The organism is Tunturibacter psychrotolerans (genome assembly GCF_040359615.1).
GTDB classification, from domain to species: domain Bacteria; phylum Acidobacteriota; class Terriglobia; order Terriglobales; family Acidobacteriaceae; genus Edaphobacter; species Edaphobacter psychrotolerans.
Genome location: NZ_CP132942.1, coordinates 4,667,715 through 4,690,639 on the forward strand (window position 1 = coordinate 4,667,715; position 22,925 = coordinate 4,690,639).

Sequence of the window (22,925 nt, forward strand, 5' to 3'; positions counted from 1 at the left end):
GATGATTGAGCTGGCTCAAAATCGTTACGGAAAATCCCGCGTCCGCTTGATGAAGGTGACCCGTCACTCCCACGGCCACGAACTGCGCGAGTGGACCGTTCAGGTACTTCTAAAGGGAGCCTTCGATAGCGCCCACCTTGACGGCGACAACAGCAAAATTCTGTCGACGGACACCATGAAGAACACCGTCTACTCTCTTGCCCGAACCTCCCAAGCAACCTCGATGGAGGACTTCGCCAAAGAACTCGTTGACTTCCTCTTAGGGCACAATCCGCAGGTCTCATCCGCTTCGGTCAGCATCGAAAGCACCATGTGGAAGCATCTCACCGTTGACGGCAACCCTCATCCCAGCGCCTTCATGCGCGGCAGCGGTGAACTTCAAACGACCAACGTAGAGCGCACACAGAGCGGGAGCTTCCTTATCCTCTCGGGCCTCGACAATCTCGTCCTGCTCAAGACCGCGCACTCCAGCTTCGAAGGCTACATCAAGGACTCGCTCACCACTCTGCCCGAGACCAAGGATCGCCTCTTCGGAACCGCAGTCCGCGCCGAGTGGCAATATACCTCCGCTACCCTCGACTTCGAAGCCGTTCGCATAAAAATTCGAGAGACCATGCTCCGCACCTTCGCCAACCACGACAGCAAGTCCGTGCAGCAAACTCTCTACGCGATGGCCGCAAGCGCGCTCGAAGACGTACCAGAAATCGACGAGATCGAAATCACGATGCCAAACAAACACTGCCTCCTCGTCGACCTCTCCCGCTTCGGCCAGGACAATCCCAACGAGATCTTCGTTCCCACCGACGAGCCGCATGGATACATCGAAGCTCGCGTTCGTCGCAAATCCTAAATCGTCAAATAAGCACCTATGCCAGTAACAAATATAGATCGCGCCACTCGGATCATAGCCCGCTGCCGGGAGATTGCCGCATTCACCGAAGTCCCGGGCGAGATCACACGCCGTTTCCTAACCCCTCCGATGCACGCCGTTCACACATCGCTTCGCCAGTGGATGGAAGCGGCCGAAATGACGGTCCAAATTGATGCCATCGGCAACATTCGCGGACTGTTGCAATCTTCCGCTTCCAATGCACCGCGCATCATCATCGGGTCGCACCTGGACACTGTCCCCAACGCTGGAGCCTTCGATGGAATCCTCGGAGTCGTCCTTGGTATCGCCGTTATCGAAGAGTTGCAGGGGCGTCAACTTCCGTTCTCCATCGAAGTCATCGGCTTTTCAGAAGAGGAGGGCGTCCGCTTCACCAAGCCATTCCTCGGCAGCCTCGCAGTTGTCGGAAGATTGGATGACGAAGCACTGAAGCGCACAGATCAAGATGGCATCAGCGTGGCCGACGCGATCGCGCACTACGGCCTCGATCCTGCGCATCTTCCTGCCGCAGTTTTATCTAAAGATGTCTTCGCGTATCTCGAGTTTCACATTGAACAGGGTCCCGTACTCGAGAACGAAGATGCCTCACTGGGAGTAGTCGAGGCTCTCGTAGGACAGACCCGAATGCAGTTCATCTTTGACGGACAGGCAAATCACGCAGGAACTACGCCCATGCACCTGCGACACGACGCGATGGCCGCAGCCGCCAAATGGATCGTCGCCGTCGAAGAGTACGCCATCTCCCACAAAGGCCTCGTCGCAACCGTTGGGAAGTTAGAAGCTTCCCCTGGCGCTGGAAACGTAATCGCCGGAAGAGTGCGGACGTCGCTCGATGTGCGCCACGCTAAGGACGAAACGCGCCACGCCGCCGTGACTGCGCTGATCGACAGTGCAACCTCATTCGCCGCTAAACGCGGCATAAAAGTCTCAACACAGATCGAGATGGATCAGCCCGCCGTACCGCTCGATCCGCACCTGACGACCATACTGCACAACGCCGCGTCGAAACTCGGCTTTCCCCACAGCAGGATGACCAGTGGCGCCGGCCATGACGCAATGATTCTTGCCCCAACCATTCCCTCCGCCATGCTCTTTCTCCGCAGCCCCGGAGGTCTCAGCCATCATCCCGACGAAGCCGTGCTTCCACAGGACGTAGAGGCCGCCCTCGCAACAGCAATGGAGTTCCTCGAACAGTTGAGTGATGATAAAACCAAAGACGACCATGCATAATCTGGGACACACTCGCAGCACCAATCAGCGCGATCATCTTCTCCACACGCCGGACACCTTCGTCCGCACAGTGCTGCCAGGCATGGAGCGCGCCGCCGCCGTCGTTCACATCTCACCCGCAGGCGGCGCAGCCTTCACCCAGTACACAGCAGAGCTCGAGCCCGGCGGCAAGCTCGGATCAACGTCGAACCAACGTTTTATCTATGCGCTCGAAGGCGCAGCCGATCTCGCAACCGATACCAGCTTCCACACACTGATCCCCGGCGGATTTGCTTACATCCCCGAGGACGCCACACACACCCTCACCGCACAGCAGCCCACACGACTCGTCGTCATCGAAAAGCCCTACGAAACAATCGCATCTGCTCCGGCACCAGAGACCTTCGTAGGCCACGAAGACAAAACACTCTCGGTCCCGCTCAACGACGACCCCGACGTTCAGGTTCGCAGCCTCCTGCCCGGCTCGCCATCCTTCGACTTCGCCGTCAACACAATGACCTATCAACCCGGCGCCGCGCTCAGCATGGTGGAAGTCCACATCATGGAGCACGGCCTGTTGATGCTCGAAGGCGGTGGCATCTACCGCCTCGGCAACAGTTGGTACCCAGTCACCGCAGGCGACTTCATCTGGATGGGACCCTACTGTCCGCAATGGTTTGGCGCCATCGGAAAACACCCCGCCAAATACCTCATCTACAAAGACTGGAACCGTCACCCACTGGCCTGAATTTCGCGACAGATCCGCGACAAATCCCACGCAACCCGAGGCGAAAAGTTTTGACACACCAGATCCAGATCAACCAGGCGCGGCTGATAAGCGAACTCCAAACCCTCGCCACCTTCACCCACGCCGAGCCCGTCAGCAACGGCACCTCCGTCACCCGCATCGTCTTCTCTGCAGATGACCTCCGCGCCCGCGCCTGGCTGAAAGAACTAGCCGCCGCCGAAGGCTTCGAAGTCCACGACGACGCTGTAGGCAACATCTTCATCCGCTGGCCGGGCACAGAGCCGGAACTCCCTGCCGTCGCCACCGGATCCCACACCGACGCCATCCCTCACGCCGGCATGTACGACGGCACCGTCGGAGTCCTCGGCGGCCTCGAAGCCATGCGAGCGCTCAAGCGCGGCGGCTTGCAACCCCGTCGCTCCATCGAGCTCGTCATGTTCACCTCCGAGGAGCCCACCCGCTTCGGCATCGGCTGTCTCGGCAGCAGACTCATCTCCGGAACTCTCGATCCCAGCCGAGCCGACGCCATGCAGGACAAAGATGAAGCGACACTAGCCACCGTTCGTGCGACCGCAGGCTTCTCCGGTTCCCTCGCCTCGGTGCAGCTTCCGTCGAACCACTACCACGCCTGGCTCGAACTCCACATCGAACAAGGCCCCCTCCTGGAACGCGAAGGCATCCCACTAGGCCTCGTCACCAGCATCGCAGCGCCCGCAGGATATCGCTTCACCATCACCGGCTTCGGCGGCCACGCAGGAGCGCTTCTGATGCCCGATCGCAAAGACGCCCTCTGTGCCGCCGCTGAACTCATTCTCTCCGTCGAGAAGCACGCCCACGCCACCGGAGCCATCGACACCGTCGCTACCATCGGCACCTGCGACGTGCATCCCGGCGCGGTCAACAGTGTTCCCAGCCGCGTCGTCCTACAACTCGACATCCGCGACACCGACCCCGCCCGCCGCGAATCCGTCATGCAAGCCCTCCGCCGCGACTGCGAAGAACTACGCCTGCGCCGCAAAGTCACAATTACCGAAGAGTTAGTCAACGCCGACGCCCCTGCACAATCCTCGCCCCATATCGTCGAACTCCTCGAACAGACCTGCGCCGACCAAAAAATCCCCTACAAAAAGATGGTCAGCCGCGCCTATCACGACTCCCTCTTCATGGCCCGCATCGCACCCATCGCCATGATCTTCATCCCGTGCCGCAACGGCGTAAGCCACAGACCGGACGAATACGCCACTCCATCGGATACCACTCTCGGGGTAGAGGTGCTTGCCTCAGCCCTTGCTAAACTAGCGTCGGAGTAACTCTGCACTCAGCATGGCCATCGAATCGATCAATCCCGCCACTGGTAAGCTGTTACGCAGCTTCGACCCCCTCACCGACGAAGCCGCGCGCCAGAAGATCGCTCTCGCCGCCGAATCGTTTCCCACCTACTGCCAGGTGCCGCTCGAGCATCGCGCCCTTTGGATGCGCAAGCTCGCGTTCCTTCTCGAACACGAGATCGAAGATCTCTCCACGCTCATCACCCAGGAGATGGGAAAGCCCATCGAGGCCGCACACTTCGAAATCCTCAAATGTGCCAGCGTCTGCCGTTACTACGCCGAGCACGCCGCCCGCATCCTCGCACCGGAATCCATTCCCACCGACGACAGCTACAGCTACGTGCGTTGGGATCCGATCGGCGTCGTTTTAGCCGTCATGCCGTGGAACTTCCCCTTCTGGCAGGTCTTCCGTTTCCTCGCTCCCGCACTGATGGGCGGCAACGTCGCTCTCCTCAAACATGCCGGAAATGTCCCTCAATGTGCTCTCGCCATCGAATCCCTCGTGCGTCGAGCGGGCTTCCCACGCGGCGCCTTCCAGAACCTCCTTCTCGAAATTCCTCAGGTCGAAAAAGTCCTGGGAGACGAGCGCATTGCCGCCGTCACCGTCACAGGCAGCGAGGCCGCAGGTCGAGCCATCGGCGCACAGGCCGGCTGGCTTATCAAAAAGTCCGTCCTTGAATTAGGCGGCAGCGATCCCTTCATCGTCATGCCCTCTGCCGATCTCGACATGGCCGTCGAAATCGCCGTCCGCGCCCGCTGCGTCAACAGCGGACAATCCTGCATCGCAGCCAAACGCTTCATCGTCGCCGACGAGATCTACGACGTCTTCGAATCCCGCTTCGTCGCAGGCATGGAAGCCATGCGCGTCGGCGATCCCATGAAAGACGACACCGACATCGGTCCTCTCGCGACCGTTCGCGCCCTCGAACTTCTCGAAGCACAGGTGAACGCAGCCACACACGCCGGCGCACGCATCCTCACCGGCGGCGAACGCATGCTCGGCACCGGAAACTACTTCGAACCCACCGTCCTCACTGGCGTTCCACGCACCTCCGCGGTCTATCGCGAAGAGTTCTTCGGCCCCGTCGCCATGCTCTTCCGCGCGAAAGACACCGAGGAGGCCATCGAGATCGCCAACGACACACCCTTCGGTCTCAGCGCCTCCGTCTGGACTCGCGAGCCCGCCGAACAACAGCGCTTCATCTCCGAGCTGCAGTGCGGCGGCGTCTTCCTCAACGCGATCGTCGCCAGCGACCCACGCCTCCCCTTCGGCGGCATCAAACGCTCCGGCTACGGCCGCGAGCTCTCTGCCGCAGGCATGCGCGAGTTCCTCAACGCAAAAACCGTCGTCATCTCCGCGGCAACCTCTGCGAACGAGCCCGCCACCAAACCCTATCTGGTCGACACCGCCGACCCCTCCCTCACCCGGTAGCTCTCTCAACACGAGACGGCTGTTTTCGGCTAAGCTTCTGTGTCGTCAAGAAGCCTTCTTCGCTCGTCGCGAAGCAAACATCGACCCGAGATATTTTCTACCAAGAGGATCATCATGCCCCATCTCAAGTACTTCAGCGGCTTCGGCAATGAGTTCGCCACCGAGGCACACCCCGGTGCCCTCCCAGTCGGTCAGAACAGCCCGCAAAAGGCCCCGCTCGGCCTCTACACCGAACAACTCAGCGGCAGCCCTTTCACCGCGCCCCGCCTGCTCAATCGCCGCACCTGGACCTACCGCATCCGCCCCTCCGTCATGCACAAACCCTACGAGCGCATCGCAAACGGCATGGTCCGCTCCACCCCCTTCAACGAAGTCGAGACGACCCCAAGCCAACTCCGCTGGGATCCTCTACCCCTGCCAACCACTTCAGTCGACTTTGTAGACGGCCTCACCACCCTCGCGGGCAACGGCGACCTCTCCATGCACTCCGGCGTCGCCATCCACATCTACGCCGCGACCAAAAGCATGACCGACCGCTTCTTCTACTCCGCCGACGGCGAACTTCTCTTCGTCCCGCAGCTCGGCCGCCTCACGCTCCACACCGAACTCGGGATCCTCGAAATCACTCCCGGGGAAATCGCCCTCGTCCCGCGCGGCATCAAATTCCGCGTCGAGCTTCTCGACCCAGAGGCTCGTGGCTATCTCCTCGAAAACTATGGCGCGCAATTTCGCCTCCCCGAACTCGGAGCAATCGGCGCCAACGGCCTCGCCAACAGCCGCGACTTCCACACCCCTCACGCCGCCTATGACGACCGCGACAACGGAACCTTCCAGGTCGTCGCAAAGTTCCAGGGCAATCTCTGGGCCACCGACTTTGGCCACTCACCACTCGACGTCGTCGCCTGGCACGGCAACTACGCGCCTTGCAAATACGACCTCGCGCGCTTCAACTGCATCAACTCCGTCAGCTTCGACCACCCCGACCCCTCTATCTACACCGTGCTCACCTCGCCCAGCGAGATTCCCGGCACCGCCAACGTCGACTTCGCCATCTTCCCCCCACGCTGGCTCGTCGCCGAACACACCTTCCGTCCACCATGGTTCCATCGCAACTTCATGAACGAGTTCATGGGTCTCGTCAAAGGCGAGTACGACGCAAAAGCCGAAGGCTTCGTTCCCGGCGGTGCCAGCCTGCATAACTGCATGAGCGGCCACGGCCCCGACGCCGAAACCTTCGACCGCGCCAGCAACGCCGAACTCAAGCCAGTCAAACTCGACGGCACCCTCGCCTTCATGTTCGAAACCCGCTTCGTCTGCTGTCCCACAAAGTTCGCGATGGACACCGCCGCCCGCCAAAGCGAGTACTACACCTGCTGGCAGGCCCTGAAGAAAAACTTCAAGCCGTAAAAGCTCCTCCAACACAAACAGCACAGGCGCGACCGAAGACCAAGGTCGCGCCTATGCTGTCTTCAATCGAACTAGAAGTTGAACGAAGCCTGCAGCGTAATTCGGCGCACAGCAGTTGCTGAGCTGAACGGCCCCGCCGCCAGCGTGGTGAACTCTCCAAATCGCGGCGAACTCAAAACGCTTGTTGGCGTTCCAAAAGGAACGACGTTGAACAGGTTGAAAGCCTGCGCTCCCAGCGTGAAGGTATATTTATGTCCCGAGCTGGATCCCTGAGGGCCGAAACCTCCCCGAACTCCGCCGGGCCCACCAGCCCGAAGGCCCCCACCGCCCTGACCTCCACCGCCCGGACCATTGTTGCGCCCCGAGCCACTTCCCTGCGTAGAATTTGCAGCCCCGCCAGACCGCTCCCCGAATCCAAATACACGCGAAGCGCGAAGATTGAACGTGAAGTTGGTAGGTCCGTAGCAGTAGTTGATCGGCACCGGCGTCAAACTACCCGTCTGCGTGGCGCTGAAGTCGGACGAAAGTTTGCAGTTCCCGCTGTCCCCATTCTCAAAAAACGGACGCGCGTTGTAAATCGACGAACCCGTAGGATCGAGCCCGCTCGTCAGGTTATAAGGCGTCCCGGACTGCGCAATCACAAACGGGCTTGCGGAGAACCCATAAGGAAGCTGCCAGCTCCCGCCCACCACCGCGAAGCTTGTGTGCGCAAACGAGGCGCGTCCATAGTCCACCTTCGTGTCCGTATTGCTGGTCGGAAAGAAAGACGCTCCTGACGTATTGGCAGCCGCAAGGTTCAATGAATAAAAGCCAAACAACGTCAGCTTCTTCAATCGCGCACTCCCATTGATCAACAACTGATTTTCTTTATAGACCCCGCCAGACTGAAACTGTTGATCGAAACCATTGGCGACGATGAAGTTTCTGCTCAAATACTGATGATCGCCACGCGCATAGAGGTAGTTCACCGACATCGTGGCCGCACGCCCAAGCTGCTGATCGACCCCAACCGCCTCCTGCATCGTGTACGAACTCCGTATCCCGTCTCCAAGACCGTAAGTCGTAATCTTGTTCGAGGTCGGACTGCCGCAGTTGATAGGGGGCACCGGCGTACAAACGCTCCCCGGGTTAATGACCGTCGAGGTGATCTGGTTGAAGCCATTCTCCTGCAGCGTCGTCAGATAATTCGCCAGCGTAAAGCGATCGTAAAAGATTCCGAATCCACCTCGCAGCACCGTCGTGGGCGACTTGCCGCCACTTCGCGGAATTCCGTAAGCAAACGACAGACGCGGCGAAAAGTCATGCGCGCTACTAATGACGTTCTGCGCCTCCAACCGGATACCGTATGTAATTGTGAGGTTCCCCTTCGGCTTCCAGTCATCCTCCGCATACAGCCCAACATCCGTCACGCGCCCGTCCACCGTCAGCTTGTTGATCGCCGTCGTCGCATACTGCCCCGGCAGCCCGCACTGGTACGACGAGATGGTCGCATTCGCCGAAGCGCACGGTACCGTCACACCAATAGCGCAATTGCTCGGCCTCTTGATGCTGGGATTCGGATCTGTACAAGGATCCAGTAAGTAAGAGTAAGTAAACGTCCCGTTCGACCCGGCATTCGAGGAGAGAGATTCATTCGTAGTTCTCAGCCGCCCACCAAACCGAATGAAGTTTTTCGTCGTCGCAATCGAACTGTAGTTCTGCACCTCAAGATGGGTGCTGGTACTTTGCTGCGTCCCCAGACTCGATCCACCCGACGTAAAGATTCCCTGCACAGACAACGTCGGATCGGTGCTCAACGGATCCTGCGTCGAGTAGTCCCGCTGATACTCGAACCGCGTCTCATTGATCACGCGCGGGCTCAGAATCTGCGTATCGCTGATCTGAACCGTATTCTCTGTAAACTCCGTGTTGTAACCCGCCGTGGGAAGATTCGTGTTCCCAATACCGTTATTGTTCTGTCCGTTCACGTTGTACTGATAGCGCACCGTCAGTGTGTTCTTCTCTCCCAGCGCAAAATCAACGCGCGGAGCCACATCACTGCGCGTCTGCGGATGCGAAAAAGCACGCGCCGACTCCGGGTAAGAAGAAAAATACGAGCACGTCAGATCCCCGGGCAAACAAGGCGTAAGCGAAGTCGCAGAACTCGCATAAAACCCGCTCGGATTCACAATATTGTTGTCCTGAATCGTCCGATGCGATCCACCCACCGTGAACGACGCGAACCGGTTGATAGGTCCGCTCACGCTCCCCAGAATGAAGGTCGTGTAATACGGCGGCTGCGTGTTCGACTCCCCCAAAAATGGATTCGACGTATTGAACACATTGTCCCCACCCTGCACGCTGATATTGCCGTGATACTTATCCGTACCCGGCTTCGTAAAAACCTCAACCCGCCCATAACCGAGCTTGTCATACTGCGCCGAAAAAGGATTTTGATTGATGCGAATCTCGCGAATGGAAGACTTCGGAGGAAGCTGTCCGCCGGTAAAACCATCCACGTAAATCTGTCCTCCATTCGGGCCCGCAGCCGGCCCCGCCAGCGCAGTCAGCTCTGAAGACAGTTCATCAGGATCATCCGACAGCGCGTCCAGGTCCTTCCCCTTAATCACGGTACTGCTGGCATTGTTGTCGGAGTCGACGCTCACCTGCCCACCCTGCGCGTTGACGTTGACCTCCTGCTTCTCCTCCTCAATCGCCATTCGCGCGTCCAGCGCCAGATTCTGCCCCGCCGCAATCCTCACACCGAGCTTCACGTAGGAAGCGAACCCCTTCATCGTCACGGTCAGTGAATAGGTTCCCGCACCAACCCCACGCAGCGTATAAGTTCCATCGCTCTGCGACTGCGTAACCAACGCCTTGCCTGAGGCAGGAGTAAGCGTCACCGTCGCCCCAGGAATCACAGCACTTTCAGGATCCGCCACCGTTCCATGCACCGTAGCGCCCACCTGCTGCGCCCGCGCAACCACCGGGCTCAACGCGATGAGAAAAGACACAACGAACTTCAGAACCGCACGAAATGACATACTGCTCCTCAAACTTTTATCGTTCGCTCATGGACCCCGGCTACTGCGCGCCGGCGTCGCCCCCACCAAGACTCCACGGAGACAACGTCAACGCTGGCCCCCCACTGGGCGTTGCCGCAAGAATAGGTTCCACTCCAGACAGCAACGTCACACATGTAATCGTGCTGCTGGTCGAATCCGGCTGTGACGCGACGATCATCACCGCATCTCCCGTCTTCAGATCCGCAACCGTCTGGTTCGGCAGCCGGCTCACCAGCTGAGACAGATCCGCTCCAGCAGACCGCCCCTGACCGCCCGTTCGTTCCGCAGGCGAACCACTGGTCTGGCTCGCAGCGTGTGACTCCTCACCCGCGTCCGAGGCCCCGCCCTTGGCCCGCGCCGCAAACCTCGCCGCAGCCTGCGGTGGCAGCGCCTTCAGGCTCGAGTTATCAGTAATCAGAACCGTCACTGTCTTCTTCGTGGCGAGATCCTTCAAGGTCACCGTCCCCTTGGCCGCGTCAATCGACGAGATTAGCCCCGCCACGTTCTTAAACGACCCACTGACAATCTCTTCGGCCTGGATCGACGATCCATCGTCCGACTTCGCTCCCCGTACCCGCAGTTGATCTCCGACCTGAATCTGCGCCAGCGTTCCCGGCTTCGCATCTTCAAACTTCACCGAGTCGCCCGCATATCGCCGAAACTTCGTCGTACTCGACGTATTCACAATCAGCTTCTTCGCGCCGACCGACACCGTAATCGCACCGCTGCCAGCATCCACAGAGTTCACGATGCCACCAGTCCCGCGCTTCTGCCAGTCGCCCTGTTCCGCTTCATGCTTCTGCGCAATGTCCGATGATTTCATCAGAATCACGCGCGACGCCGTAAACCCAGCGCCATCGGCCGCCTTACCACTCACCAGCACACGATCCCCTACCGCGATATCCGCCAAGCCAATCGTCTGTGCCGTCTTTAAATCGGTACTACCCGGGGCCAGTTGCAGAACCCGCGCACCATCCGCCACGCTGACAACAACCTCCTGCCCCGCATCAGTCGTCAGGGTCAGACTACCTCCCGCCACTGCCTTCACGGTGCCAATCTGACGCGCAGCCGCAGGTGCGGAAGCTGTTGGAGTTTGCGCCACCGAGACACCGCAACAGGCAAACAATGCCACCATCGGGGAAATCACGGCACCCAATACCGCCGCCCCAAAAAACTGAGTGATCTTAAACATGGTCACTTCCTCTAGCCCGAATACGTCACGTTCTCGTCGGTCGCCTGGAATTTACTCATCCAAGTCGCCATTCACTAAGGAAGACGAGCCAGCAACGCAAAAGTTTCCCTGGGATCGAGAAGCTTTGCCTTGAAGAAGGGTGAAACCGTAGCGAACCGATTCAAACCCACCGCCCCATGCTAAACGCTTTGCTCTCCCGCGCCCACTGCTTAAGTTCCGGGAGAACCAAAATCAGCTCGAAGCGTTACAACCACGCCGCCGAACTCGTCGCGAAGCTAAGAACCCAGGCGGCTTTGCTCCCCTGACAGAATCGCCACACTCTCCGCAGGCAAAATCACTGAGCCTTCTTTGATCTCGACTCCCGGCCGCGAAGCAAGCAGCAAGGGGAGATCGCGTGGATGAGCAAACTCCGCCCGCTCCGACCCAAAATTGCACATCACCGCCACCGCCCCGCGCTCCATCACAAGCAATCGACCTCGCTCATCGAACCTGGCCTTCACGTGCCCAGGCAATCCGTCGTTCAACGACACAGATTCGCGCCGCAGTTGAATGAGCCTGCGATACCAATCCAGCATCTCTTCATGGCGCCCCTGGTGAATCTCATCCCATTTCAGCTTCGAACGCCGAAACGTCTCCGCATCTTCCGGATCAGGAATGTCCTCCGGATTCCATCCAAACGCAGCGAATTCGCCCCGTCGACCGTTCTTTACTGCCTTTGCCATCTCCGGATCCTCATGATCCGCGAAGTACAGAAACGGTGTCGAAGCCGCGAACTCTTCTCCTTGAAAAATCATCGGGATAAACGGGGCCGTAAACACCAGCGCGGCCGCCACCTTCGCAAGGTCGATTCCCACCGTCTGATCCACCCTGTCGCCAACCGCTCGATTCCCTACCTGGTCGTGATTCTGGATGTACCCCAGAAAATGATGCGGCGACAAATCATCGGCCGGCCGTCCATGCGAACGTCTTCGATACTTCGAATAACTGCCATCCTGCACGAAGTTCTTGGTCAACGCCTTCGCCAGCTTCTCGTGCGTTCCGAAATCGGAGTAGTAGCCCTTACCCTCACCCTCCGACGAAAGCACCGTAAACAGCGAATGATGGAAATCGTCGCTCCACTGCGCATCCATCCCGTAGCCGCCATCTCTCGCAGGGGTAACAACTCTGGGATCATTCAGATCACTCTCGGCGATCAGAACCAGCCGCCTTCCCAGCTCCTTCGACAACGCCTTCACCTCAGAAGACAGCTGCTCCATAAAGTGGACCGCCGACCGGTCAACGTACTCATGTATCGCATCCAGCCGCAGACCATCGATGTGATAGTCCCTCATCCACATCAGCGCGTTGTCGCAGAAGAACCGCCGCACCTCATCACTTCCCTCGCCTTCGAAGTTGATTGCCCCGCCCCACGGAGTGTGATGCCTCTCCGTAGTGTACGGTCCGTACTTTCCGGAGTAGTTCCCCACAGGTCCAAAGTGGTTGTAGACAACATCCAGAAGAACCGCGAGCCCGCGCTCATGACAAGCATCCACCAGCCGCTTCAACCCATCCGGTCCGCCATACTGTTCTGTCACCGCAAACAACGATGCCCCGTCATACCCCCATCCGTAGCCACCTGGAAACGCAGCCACCGGCATCAGTTCCACATGCGTAATGCCAAGCTCAATCAGATACTCCAGCCTATCAATCGCCGAATCGAACGTCCCCTGCGGCGTAAATGTTCCAATGTGGAACTCGTAGATCACAGCCCGCGCCAGCGGCATCGCATCCCAGCCCCGATCGCTCCACGCAAACGTCGCCTGGTCATACAAACGCGACAGTCCATGCACTCCATCAGGCTGCCACTGCGACCTCGGATCAGGCCACGCCTTGGGATCATCCCCCAATACGAATCCATAATCCGTTCCCGGTCCCGCCTGCTTCACCGAAGCCGTCCACCATCCATGCTCATTTGGACCGCTCATCGGATACGTCGCATCGCCAATCTTCACACCAATCTTCTGAGCACCCGGCGCCCAAACCTTGAACTCATGCATCAGCCTTCCCCCCCACGTCCTCGCGCGCCAGAAGTGCCACCGGAAAATCCTTGAGCAACTCCTTCACCCCGACTTCACCACCTTCAATATTCTCTCTGGTCAGCCGATTTCTCCATCGTCCTTCCGGCAGAGTCACAGATGTATCCTTCCACGCTCCACCCAACTTCAGCGTCAGCCTTGGCACAACCGTCACCACATCTTCACCCCGCAGATACGCAATCACGTGATCATGCTTCGTTCCATCCACCATCAACGGAACGTAGTCAGCCTCCGCGCCAAACGACCCAGGCCTCTCTCGTCTCAGTTGAAGCGCCTTATGAATCGTCCACATCTTCGGCAACCCCTCATCGGCCTTTGCCAGCACCTTTGCCGGTGCATCATCTCCAGTCATCAGCTTCAACTCCTCCAGCAACCGCTGCCGAAGTGCATAGTCCACAGGCCGCCTGTTGTCCGGATCGACCAGGCTTAGATCCCACAGCTCCGTCCCCTGGTAAAGGTCCGGCACACCCGGTGCAGTGTATTTCAACAGCGTCTGCGCCAGCGAATTCACACGGCCCGCCTCCAGAATCCTCTCCACAAACTGCTGCAGTTCCCGCTGAAACGGCGCATAGCTATAGGTAAATTCAATAAACAAATTCAGCGCGTCTTCAAACTCCTTGTTATTCGCCACCCACGTCGTCTGCTGTTTCGCCTCGCGCACCGCCTTCGTCATATATGCCTTCGCGCGATCCATCGGCAAAGGCCACGCCCCAATCAAAGTCTGGTAGAAAAAATATTCCGTATTACGATCCGGCAGCGGATCCCCCCAGGGTTTTCGCACCCGAAACGCGTTATTCATTCGCGACCAGCGCCGTATCGCCTCACCAAATTTCGCCGGTATCTCCGACAACACCGCGAGCCGCGCCCTCACATCATCACTGCGCTTGGTATCGTGCGTCGACAGCGTAGTCATCGTCAGCGGATGCGTCTCCTGCATCTTGCCGCAGTAAGAATGAAACTCCTCGATGCTCAATCCATTGCGCCCCGGATCGCTACCAACCTCATTCATCCCCGTCAGCCGGTTGAAGCAGTAAAACGCCGTATCCTCCACACCCTTCGCCATCACTGGTCCGGTGAACTGCTGGAAGCGCATCAAAAACTCGCTCTCCAGCTTCCCCTTCACCTCCATCGTCAGAACATCGCGCAGAAAATCAAAGAGCCCTGCATCTATATCCTGTCGATTCTCCTTCGCGCACTCCGTCGCCTGCGTAATGTACTCTCGATCTTCCTCGGTAATCTCCTCGCGCTCCGGCACCACATACGTCCGATAGATCGAAAAGCACGCTGCCACTTCCCGAATCGCGCGCCTCACCTCCGCTCTCGTGTAGTCACGCCGGTCGCGATTCGCCTCGCATATCTCCACAAAGATCGACGTCAGCCGATTCACATCGCTACCCAGAGCCTCCTGCGACACATTAATCTTCTTCTCATGGGCAATCGCGTGAAAGTCCGTAGGCTGTTCCGTAAAGCCGCTGTAGATCGAACTCAACTCCATCAAGCCCTCAGGCGCCACCAGAACGCCCGCCGCAACGTTCAGAAAGTCATACCCGCTCGTCCCCTGAATCGGCCAGCCCTCGCGCAAAAATTCACCCGGCTCAAGAATCTTCTCCCCGATCACCCACGCATCCGGAGCGCGCTCCCGCAGTCGTTTGAAGTACTCCATCGGATCACGCAACCCATCCGGATGATCCACCCGCAGACCATCAAGAACCCCACGCTTCAACCAATCCAACAGCAGCGCATGCGTCTCTTCAAACACATACTCCCTTTCCACGCGCAGTCCAATCAGAGTATTCACATCAAAGAAACGTCTATAGCTCAACTGTTGATCCGCAGTCTTCCAATATGCCAACCGATAGTTCTGCTGATTCAAAAAATCATCCAGCGCATCCAAATTCTCATTCAACTCCGCCATCGACCGGTCCATTGCCACGAGGATTTCAGGCTCCTCCGCGCACAACCGTTGCAGCAGAGTGAACAGCACCACCTTATCCCGATGCCGAGCCAGAATCGTCCGGCGATCCACGTACTCAGGCGCAGGCAAGCGACCAAACGAAGCTGCAAGAAAACTCAACGTATCTGACTTCGCATACTCCGCCGCCTTCCCTAGAATCACCGGCAACGATGGCGGCGACACCGGCAGCGACTGCTCCGAACACTCCACCTGAAACTTGATCCCGCGCCGCACCACCTTGATCCCACCCGCCTGCAACACCCGCCCATACTGATCACCAAGGATCGGCACCAGCACCTTATCCCGCAGCCGCTCCTCCTGCGGCTGCCAGTCGATATCGAAGAACGAGGCATACCGGCTCGACGTTCCGTTCTCGAGCACATCCCACCAGAACTGGTTCTCCTTACCCAGCGACATGTGGTTCGGCACGATGTCCAGCACCTGCCCCAGCCCGGCTTGCCCCAGCTTTTTGCAAAACCGGCTGTGCGCCTCCGCACCACCCAACTCTTCGTTCACCTTCTGATGATTGACCACGTCATAACCATGCATGCTCCCCGGCGCAGCCTGCAGATAAGGAGAGCTATAAACATGCGAGATGCCAAGCTCATGCAAATAATCGGCGATCCTCGCCGCATCGTCGAAGGTAAAGTCTTTATGAAGTTGCAGCCTATAAGTAGAACCTGGAATTCGTAGCATCATCAACCGTTCAAAAAATGGCGTTCAGGAAACAAGGCAGGAAATATTACGCAGGCACCCACACAAAAAATGATCCAGGTCTCTTCTTAGAGACGCAAAGCCTCGCGTTGGTTGCATTTGGATCCTCAGCCAACAATCCGCGCTCGCAAATCTTGATCCAAATCGCGATAGAAACATACCCACAAACCGATGGATCGATCCCCTTAAGTCTTGCGACGACGCCCAGCCTCGGCTCTCGCGTTCCCCATCGGCGTCCACAAACCCGACATCGCAAACGCAGAATGGATCAACGCAATGTGCGATAACGCCTGGGGAAAATTTCCCACCATGCGCTTTCCCACCGGATCGTACTCCTCCGACAACAAACCCACATCGTTGCGTAGCGCCAGCAGCCGGTCAAACATCGCCTTCGCATCTTCCTTCCGACCAATCAACCACAGATTCGTAACCAGCCAAAAGCTGCACGCCAGAAACGCTCCCTCACTTCCAGCCAGCCCATCCTTGGTCTTCTTCGTGTCGTACCGTTCGACGAATCCATCCTTCATCAGCCGTTTCTCGATCGCCTCCACTGTCCCGATAATCCGCGGATCGTCCATCGGCAAAAATCCCACCAGCCCAATCCGTAGGCACGAAGCATCCAGTTGCTTCGACCCATACGACTGAACAAAGCTATTCAGTTTTTTATCGAATCCTTTCCTGCAAATCTCCCTATGCAACATCTCGCGATTCTTCTTCCATCGCTTCACGTCCCCCTTGCCATCAAACTGTTCATGGTGTCGGATCGCCCGATCGAGCGCCACCCACGCCATCACCTTAGAGTGAGTAAAGTGTTGCGCCCCTCCACGCGTTTCCCATATCCCTTCATCCGGGTTCTCCCAAATCTTGCACAGATGATCCGTCAACGAAGCCTGCATCGAACTCGCCGAAACGCGAATCTCATCTTCGGCCTGCGGAATTCGCGACAGAGCCGATGACACCTCGCCGAACACATCCAGCTGAAACTGATCCACCGCCGCGTTCCCGATCCGAACCGGGCTTGAACCTTCATACCCCGGCAACCAATCTGCTTCCCACTCCACCAACTGCCGCTCTCCACAAATTCCATAGATCGTCTGCACCTGGTCGGGAGCCCCTGCAATCGCGCGCAGCAACCATTTGCGCCACTCCACCGCCTCGTCCATATAGTTGGCATGCATCAGAATCAGCAGCGTAAACGCAGTATCCCGCAGCCAGCAGTAGCGATAGTCCCAGTTCCGCGGCCCGCCAATCTTTTCAGGCAGCGAAGTCGTCACCGCCGCCACAATCCCTCCCGACGGCCGATACGTCATCGCCTTCAGCGTGATCAGAGACCGCTCGACCGCCTCTTTGTATGGGCCGGTATAAGCATTCCTCTTGCTCCACTTAGTCCAGAATCTCTCTGTCTCCGCATACGCCTTCTCTGTCGAGAGTTCAGGCGGAGCTTTCTCAAGAGAAGAGGAGTTCGTCAACGTAAAGGTCATCGTCTGGCCTTTACGCACCGTAAAGTCACTCCGCGTGGTCATCCCTTCTCCACGCAACTTCGCCCTCGTCCTCAACGTAATCATGTCCATGCCAGCAATCGCGCGCAATCCATCCGCGGTGCGCGTCACCCACGGAATTGTTCGTCCATAATCAAACCGGATGGCAAGATCCATCTGCATCGCCACCCGTCCTCGAAGACCCCGCACCATCCTCACAACGTGTGAGTGCTTCTCTCGCGGCGGCATAAAGTCGGTCAGGCAGACCTCTCCCTCTCTCGTCTCAAAGGTCGTCTGCACAATCAACGTAGACCCCACATACTCCCGCCGAATCGCCTTCACCTTACCCTTCGGCGCAATCTTCCAGAACCCATGATCACTTGTGCCCAGCAGCGCGGCGAAACACGCGGCCGCAGGAAACGAGGGCCAGCACAGCCAGTCGATCGAGCCTTCCCTCGAGACCAGCGCCGCCGTCTCACAGTCCCCGATCATGCAATAGTCTTCGATTCTCGAACCGTGCAGCGGACCGGTCTCTTTCTTCTTCGGCTCTGCCACAACTCCTCCCACAGATGTTGCCTTTGCCTTGCCGTTGCTGTTGTCTTTGCCTTTCTTGTTTGTCATCCCCGAAGGGATCCGCTGTTGCCGTCAGTCTTCTCCCGCCACCGGCCCATCTTTCTTCCTACCCATCCCAAACGCCTCCAGCCTTCCCGGGTATTTACAGTGCCAGCAACCACATATGCCACTTAGCGCATCTGTTTAAGGAGTGATCGCAAAAGAGTAGATGCACAAACGACGAACTCATGGAATGCGCCGAACCATGCCGGTAAAAATAATAATCCCACAACCAGCCCTCCCCAAATCTGGGCACCCTTCGCTCGACCACTCGCGCCGCCTCGAAATCGGCAGTACACTCACGGCAGACCACATCTGCAAAGTGCATCCCGAAACCACCGAAACCTTCCGTCAGATACCCGGAATCTGAGCCGCCACTAACCGACCCGAGAAAGTCCAGATCGTACGATGGCCTCCGCGCAGACAAATATCGACCTCACCTCGAACGCCATGACCTCGACGACCGCAACCGGCAGTCTGCTCATCAGCCTCGGCTCCCTCCCGCAGGAAGCCTTCGAGGCCACTCTCGCCAACCTCGCCCTTGCGTTTCCCAACGACACGGTCCTGGTCGCCACACCGGACGCCGCACCTCAACTCTCTTCCGGCAGTCCGCTCCGCCTCATTCCATACACACCGACCGCAGTCTCCGCTACCCCCTGGGTCCTCACAGCAGCCGACTATCTCAACGCGTACAAACTCGCGCAGGAGAACAACGCCGCTACCTGTCTCCTCCTCGGCGCTGAGTGCCAGTCCCTCCGCCCCGAAGCCATTCGCGCTCTCGCAAAATCTGCACTCACCTCCGACCTCTCCGTCGCCCACTACGATCTCGGCCCCCGCGAAGGCCTCGCCAACTCTGCGATCCTCTACCCTGTCACCCGCGCCCTCTTCGGCACACGCCCCCGCTTTCCTCTCGCCCTCGACCTCGGCCTCTCTCTCCGCATGGCCGGCCGTCTCGCCAACATCGCACAACGTTCCGCCGCCACCTCGCAGGACGACTCCTTCCTCTGGCCACTCGCCGAAGCGGCCTCGGCCAACTTCACCATCACCGAGGTTGAGGTCACCCCACGCACCATTCCGCAACCCAGCGCACGCGATCTCAACAGCCTGTTCGGCCTCATCGCCGGCTCCTTCTTCTCCGACATCGACGCCAAGGCCTCCTTCTGGCAGCGCGCCCGTGGCACTCATCCCGCCCCGATCCTTCCCCAAACCGCCTCCGTCTCCGAGCCCCCCGACATCGCACCCATGCTCGAAGCCTTCCGCCTCGCCTATACCAACCTCCACGAGATCTGGTCGCTCGTCCTGCCACCCAACTCGCTCCTCGGACTCAAAAAGCTCTCCATCCTGCAGCCCGAAAACTTCCGCATGCCCGACAATCTCTGGGCCCGCATCGTCTACGACTTCGTCCTCGCCTATCGCCTCCGCACCATCAACCGCGGTCACCTTCTCGGAGCGCTCACGCCCCTCTATCTCGCCTGGGTCGCCTCCCATCTCACTCTTATCAGCACAGGCACTGCGCCCGAAAAACACATTCAGGATCTCGCCGTCGCATTTGAAGCCGACAAACCCTATCTCGTATCACGCTGGCGCTGGCCAGACCGCTTCAATCCATAGACATCAAGCGGCAACTAATAGGCCAGCAACCCGTAAGGAGACCCTCTCATGTGGCAACAAGTCGAACAGGCACTTCGCCAATCCACTCACCAGGTCCTCTTCAAACTGGCGAGCTTTCTCCCGGCTCTCATCGCACTTCTGCTTGCGCTCGTCATCATGACCGCCATCGGCATGGGCCTCGCCGCGCTTCTCCGCCGCAGCCTCACCGCGGCCAAGTTCGACGAGCGTCTCGCCCGCAACTCCTCGGCCACCATCTCCGACTGGTCCCCCGCCCATAGCCCCACCGCGCTGCTCGCCCGTGTCGTCTTCTGGGGCTGCGTCGCCATCGGCTGTTTCATCGGCATCTCGGCATTCGACGCCGCCTTCCCCGGCGAATCCCAAATCTCTCTCTTCGTCCTTCCCTACCTCACCCACTCCATCGGAGCCGTCCTCCTCCTCATCGCCGGCACTCTCATCGCGCGCTTCCTCGAGCGCTCAGTCCTCATCGGCGCCGTCAACGCAAAGCTCCAGTACGCTCGCTTCCTCTCTCTCGGCATCAAGTGGCTCGTCCTGGTCCTTACCGCCGCCATGGTTCTTGACCACCTCCAGATCGGCGGCGCCGTCGTCGAGCTCGCCTTTGGAATCCTCTTCGGAGGCATCGTCCTCACCCTCGCTCTCGCCGTCGGCCTTGGCTCCCGCGACATCGTCAGCCGCTCGCTCGAACGCAGCGCCGATCTCCGCTCCAACCTCGACCCCATTCCCGGCGACCCCGACTACAAATCCTCCACGACCTCCGAACCCCTGCGCCACTTCTAGCAATTTCAAGCGTCCAGTGCGCCTAAATCCAGTGCGAGCATTTTTGTCGTTCTGGCTGTCATCCCCGAAGGGGATCCGCTGTTCCTTGACTCCGCTCTCACACCTCGCTGCTGCTCTCTCGCCGTTCACCTCCGCTCACTATCCCTTCAGGCGTAGCGAATAATTGTCTAACTCTGCTTCCATCCGCAACGACGCAGGCATAGTATGGGTTTTCGCGAATCTCGCTCCACTCATCGGCCCCTCACTACCAATTCATCCGCAAATCGAGAGGACCACCCCATGGCGACGAAAAAGAAATCCACTCCTCACATCTCTGCCTCCCCTCGCACCGTACTTCCCGGCAGCGAAAAGTCTGCCTTCGTTCAAACCGCAGACGAAAAGCCCGCGCCCTCTGGCACCAGAATCACCGTCTCGGTCGTCGTCCGCCGCAAGACCCCTCTCAAGGCCGCCAACCGCACCGGCAAACAGCGCCTCACCCACGCCCAGTACAAGAAAAACCATGGCGCCGATCCAGCCGCGGTAAAGCTCGTCCGCACCTTCGCCAAGGAGTTCGGCCTCACCGTCGCGCCCGACACCCCCGGCCCCGAGCGCCGCACCCTCAAGCTCATCGGCACCATCGCTGCCATGCAGAAGGCCTTCGGCGTCACCCTCGTCCACAAGAATCACGAAGGCACCACCTACCGTGTCCGCGAAGGCAGCATCACCCTCCCCAGCGAACTCGTCGGCCCCATCGAAGCCGTCCTCGGTCTCGACAACCGCCCGCAAGCCCAGCCCCACTTTCGCATCGCAGGCGAAGCCGGCGACATCACCGCCAACATCGCCCAGGCCGGAGGCTTCGCCCATCCTCACGCCAGTGGCGCCAACACCTCCTACTCGCCCATCCAGGTCGCACAGCTCTACCAGTTCCCCGCGAACGCCACTGCCGCAGGCCAAACCATCGGCATCATCGAGCTAGGCGGCGGCTACAAAACCACCGACCTCACGACCTACTTCAAATCCCTCGGCCAGAAGGCCCCCAAAGTCAAAACCGTCTCCGTCGACGGCGGCAAAAACAGCCCCAGCAACGCCAACAGCGCCGACGGCGAAGTCATGCTCGACATCGAGGTCGCCGCCGCCGTCGCACCCGGCGCCAACATCGTCGTCTACTTCACCCCCAACACCGACCAGGGCTTCATCGACGCCATCGCCACCGCCGTCCACGACACCACAAACAAACCCAGCGTCATCTCCATCAGCTGGGGCGGCCCCGAATCCAGCTGGACAGCACAGGCCATGACCGCACTCGACGCCGCCTGCCAATCCGCCGCCGCCCTCGGCATCACCATCACTGTCGCCGCCGGAGACAACGGCTCCACCGACGGCCTCACCGACGGCCAGAACCACGTCGACTTCCCCGCCTCCAGCCCCCACGTGCTCGCCTGCGGTGGAACCAAACTCGAAGCCAGCGGCTCCTCCATCAGCTCCGAGGTCGTCTGGAACGAGCTCACCAACAACGAAGGCGCAACCGGCGGCGGCGTCAGCAACTTCTTCCCGCTCCCGTCCTGGCAGGCAAACTCCAACGTCCCCGCCCCCACCAACTCCGCAGGTGGCCGCGGCGTCCCCGACGTCTCCGGCGACGCCGACCCCTCCACCGGCTACATCATCCGCGTCGACGGCAAGAACATGGTCATCGGCGGCACCAGCGCCGTCGCGCCTCTCTGGGCCGGACTCATCGCCGTCGCCAACGCGCAGAACGGAACCTCCGCCGGCTTCATCCAACCCGCCATCTACGCCGCCAAAGGCAAAGCAGCCTTCAACGACATCACCTCCGGCACCAACTACTCCGGCTCTCCCACAGGCTTCACCGCCGGCCCCGGCTGGGACGCCTGCACCGGCCTCGGCTCCCCCATCGGCACAAAACTCATCACCGTAGTAAACCCTTCGTCTACATCCTCCGCCAAATCCAAAGGCAGCAAAAAGAAACCAATCAGAAAGCGCGCCGCGAAAAAATCCCCCATCAGCAGAGGTAAGCCGTCAAGGTCTCGATAGAAAATAACCGACCTTCAGAGATGAAGGTCCGGTCCGCCGTGTCACTCTCACGCCGACCGCAGGAGACCATTATGCACGCCGCGCTAATGCATCTCACCATCGATCCAACGCTCGCCCCAAAGGCCGCCGAAGCCTTCAACAACGAGATCCTGCCCAAAGTAAGAACGGCACCAGGATTCGTCTCCGGATACTGGGTCGATCCCATCAACGGCGAAGGATTTGGTTTTCTCCTCTTCAAAACCGAAGAAGACGCCGCAGCAGCAACGCCTCCGGCAACAAAATGGTCCGCTCCCGGCGTGACAATCCTGAAGACCGAGATCAGACGCGTCGCCGTCTCGATACCGTGACCCAAATCGAAGTCAAATCGGTCTGGATGAGTGACTGAGCGACTTAACGCTCATTGAGAAGG

At 59.1% G+C, this 22,925-nt stretch carries 15 protein-coding genes; 10 read left to right on the forward strand and 5 right to left on the reverse strand.

Annotation, left to right across the window (positions count from 1 at the left end):
- Position 1: 1 nt before the first annotated feature.
- The 6 genes from pucL (at position 2) to hmgA (ending at position 7,013) form a co-directional block, all read left to right on the forward strand.
- On the forward strand, positions 2 to 850 hold the full coding sequence (gene pucL / locus RBB77_RS19675) for a factor-independent urate hydroxylase (RefSeq protein ID WP_353063419.1): 849 nt from the start codon (positions 2 to 4) through the stop codon (positions 848 to 850).
- A gap of 18 nt (positions 851 to 868) precedes the next feature.
- The gene (locus RBB77_RS19680) at positions 869 to 2,119 is read left to right on the forward strand and encodes an allantoate amidohydrolase (protein ID WP_353063420.1); all 1,251 of its coding nucleotides are present in this window, start codon (positions 869 to 871) and stop codon (positions 2,117 to 2,119) included.
- Positions 2,112 to 2,846, forward strand: a complete 735-nt coding sequence (gene allE, locus RBB77_RS19685) for a (S)-ureidoglycine aminohydrolase (protein WP_353063421.1) — start codon at positions 2,112 to 2,114, stop codon at positions 2,844 to 2,846. The genes RBB77_RS19680 and allE overlap by 8 nt, the downstream gene beginning before the upstream one ends.
- Before the next feature lie 50 nt (positions 2,847 to 2,896).
- Positions 2,897 to 4,156 (forward strand): M20 family metallo-hydrolase, encoded by a 1,260-nt coding sequence (locus tag RBB77_RS19690; RefSeq protein WP_353063422.1) that lies wholly within the window; start codon positions 2,897 to 2,899, stop codon positions 4,154 to 4,156.
- A gap of 13 nt (positions 4,157 to 4,169) precedes the next feature.
- Positions 4,170 to 5,606 carry an NAD-dependent succinate-semialdehyde dehydrogenase gene (locus RBB77_RS19695; RefSeq protein WP_353063423.1) on the forward strand — a complete coding sequence of 479 codons (1,437 nt, stop codon included), beginning with the start codon at positions 4,170 to 4,172 and terminating at the stop codon, positions 5,604 to 5,606.
- Positions 5,607 to 5,720: 114 nt separating this feature from the next.
- On the forward strand, positions 5,721 to 7,013 hold the full coding sequence (hmgA, locus tag RBB77_RS19700; protein ID WP_353063424.1) for a homogentisate 1,2-dioxygenase: 1,293 nt from the start codon (positions 5,721 to 5,723) through the stop codon (positions 7,011 to 7,013).
- A gap of 71 nt (positions 7,014 to 7,084) precedes the next feature.
- Here hmgA and RBB77_RS19705 read toward each other — a convergent pair whose 3' ends face one another.
- The 5 genes from RBB77_RS19705 to RBB77_RS19725 all read right to left on the reverse strand — a co-directional run bounded on the left by RBB77_RS19705 (position 7,085) and on the right by RBB77_RS19725 (position 18,091).
- Positions 7,085 to 10,036 carry a TonB-dependent receptor gene (locus RBB77_RS19705; RefSeq protein WP_353063425.1) on the reverse strand — a complete coding sequence of 984 codons (2,952 nt, stop codon included), beginning with the start codon at positions 10,034 to 10,036 and terminating at the stop codon, positions 7,085 to 7,087.
- A gap of 40 nt (positions 10,037 to 10,076) precedes the next feature.
- The gene (locus RBB77_RS19710) at positions 10,077 to 11,249 is read right to left on the reverse strand and encodes a DUF5666 domain-containing protein (protein WP_353063426.1); all 1,173 of its coding nucleotides are present in this window, start codon (positions 11,247 to 11,249) and stop codon (positions 10,077 to 10,079) included.
- 275 nt (positions 11,250 to 11,524) lie between these two features.
- On the reverse strand, positions 11,525 to 13,285 hold the full coding sequence (treZ, locus tag RBB77_RS19715) for a malto-oligosyltrehalose trehalohydrolase (RefSeq protein ID WP_353063427.1): 1,761 nt from the start codon (positions 13,283 to 13,285) through the stop codon (positions 11,525 to 11,527).
- Positions 13,278 to 15,977, reverse strand: a complete 2,700-nt coding sequence (gene treY, locus RBB77_RS19720; RefSeq protein WP_353063428.1) for a malto-oligosyltrehalose synthase — start codon at positions 15,975 to 15,977, stop codon at positions 13,278 to 13,280. The genes treZ and treY overlap by 8 nt, the downstream gene beginning before the upstream one ends.
- 200 nt (positions 15,978 to 16,177) lie before the next feature.
- Entirely contained in the window at positions 16,178 to 18,091 is a 1,914-nt protein-coding gene (locus tag RBB77_RS19725; protein WP_353063429.1) for a glycoside hydrolase family 15 protein, read from the reverse strand.
- 399 nt (positions 18,092 to 18,490) lie between these two features.
- Here RBB77_RS19725 and RBB77_RS19730 point away from each other — a divergent pair, with 399 nt between their 5' ends.
- The 4 genes from RBB77_RS19730 to RBB77_RS19745 all read left to right on the forward strand — a co-directional run bounded on the left by RBB77_RS19730 (position 18,491) and on the right by RBB77_RS19745 (position 22,863).
- Positions 18,491 to 19,693: a hypothetical protein gene (locus tag RBB77_RS19730; RefSeq protein WP_353063430.1), complete on the forward strand. Its 1,203-nt coding sequence runs from the start codon at positions 18,491 to 18,493 to the stop codon at positions 19,691 to 19,693.
- Positions 19,694 to 19,741: 48 nt separating this feature from the next.
- Positions 19,742 to 20,488, forward strand: coding sequence for a hypothetical protein (locus RBB77_RS19735; RefSeq protein ID WP_353063431.1), 747 nt, complete (start codon positions 19,742 to 19,744; stop codon positions 20,486 to 20,488).
- Positions 20,489 to 20,767: 279 nt separating this feature from the next.
- Positions 20,768 to 22,516: a S53 family peptidase gene (locus RBB77_RS19740; protein ID WP_353063432.1), complete on the forward strand. Its 1,749-nt coding sequence runs from the start codon at positions 20,768 to 20,770 to the stop codon at positions 22,514 to 22,516.
- A gap of 71 nt (positions 22,517 to 22,587) precedes the next feature.
- Positions 22,588 to 22,863, forward strand: a complete 276-nt coding sequence (locus RBB77_RS19745) for a hypothetical protein (RefSeq protein ID WP_353063433.1) — start codon at positions 22,588 to 22,590, stop codon at positions 22,861 to 22,863.
- The last annotated feature ends 62 nt before the right edge of the window (positions 22,864 to 22,925 follow it).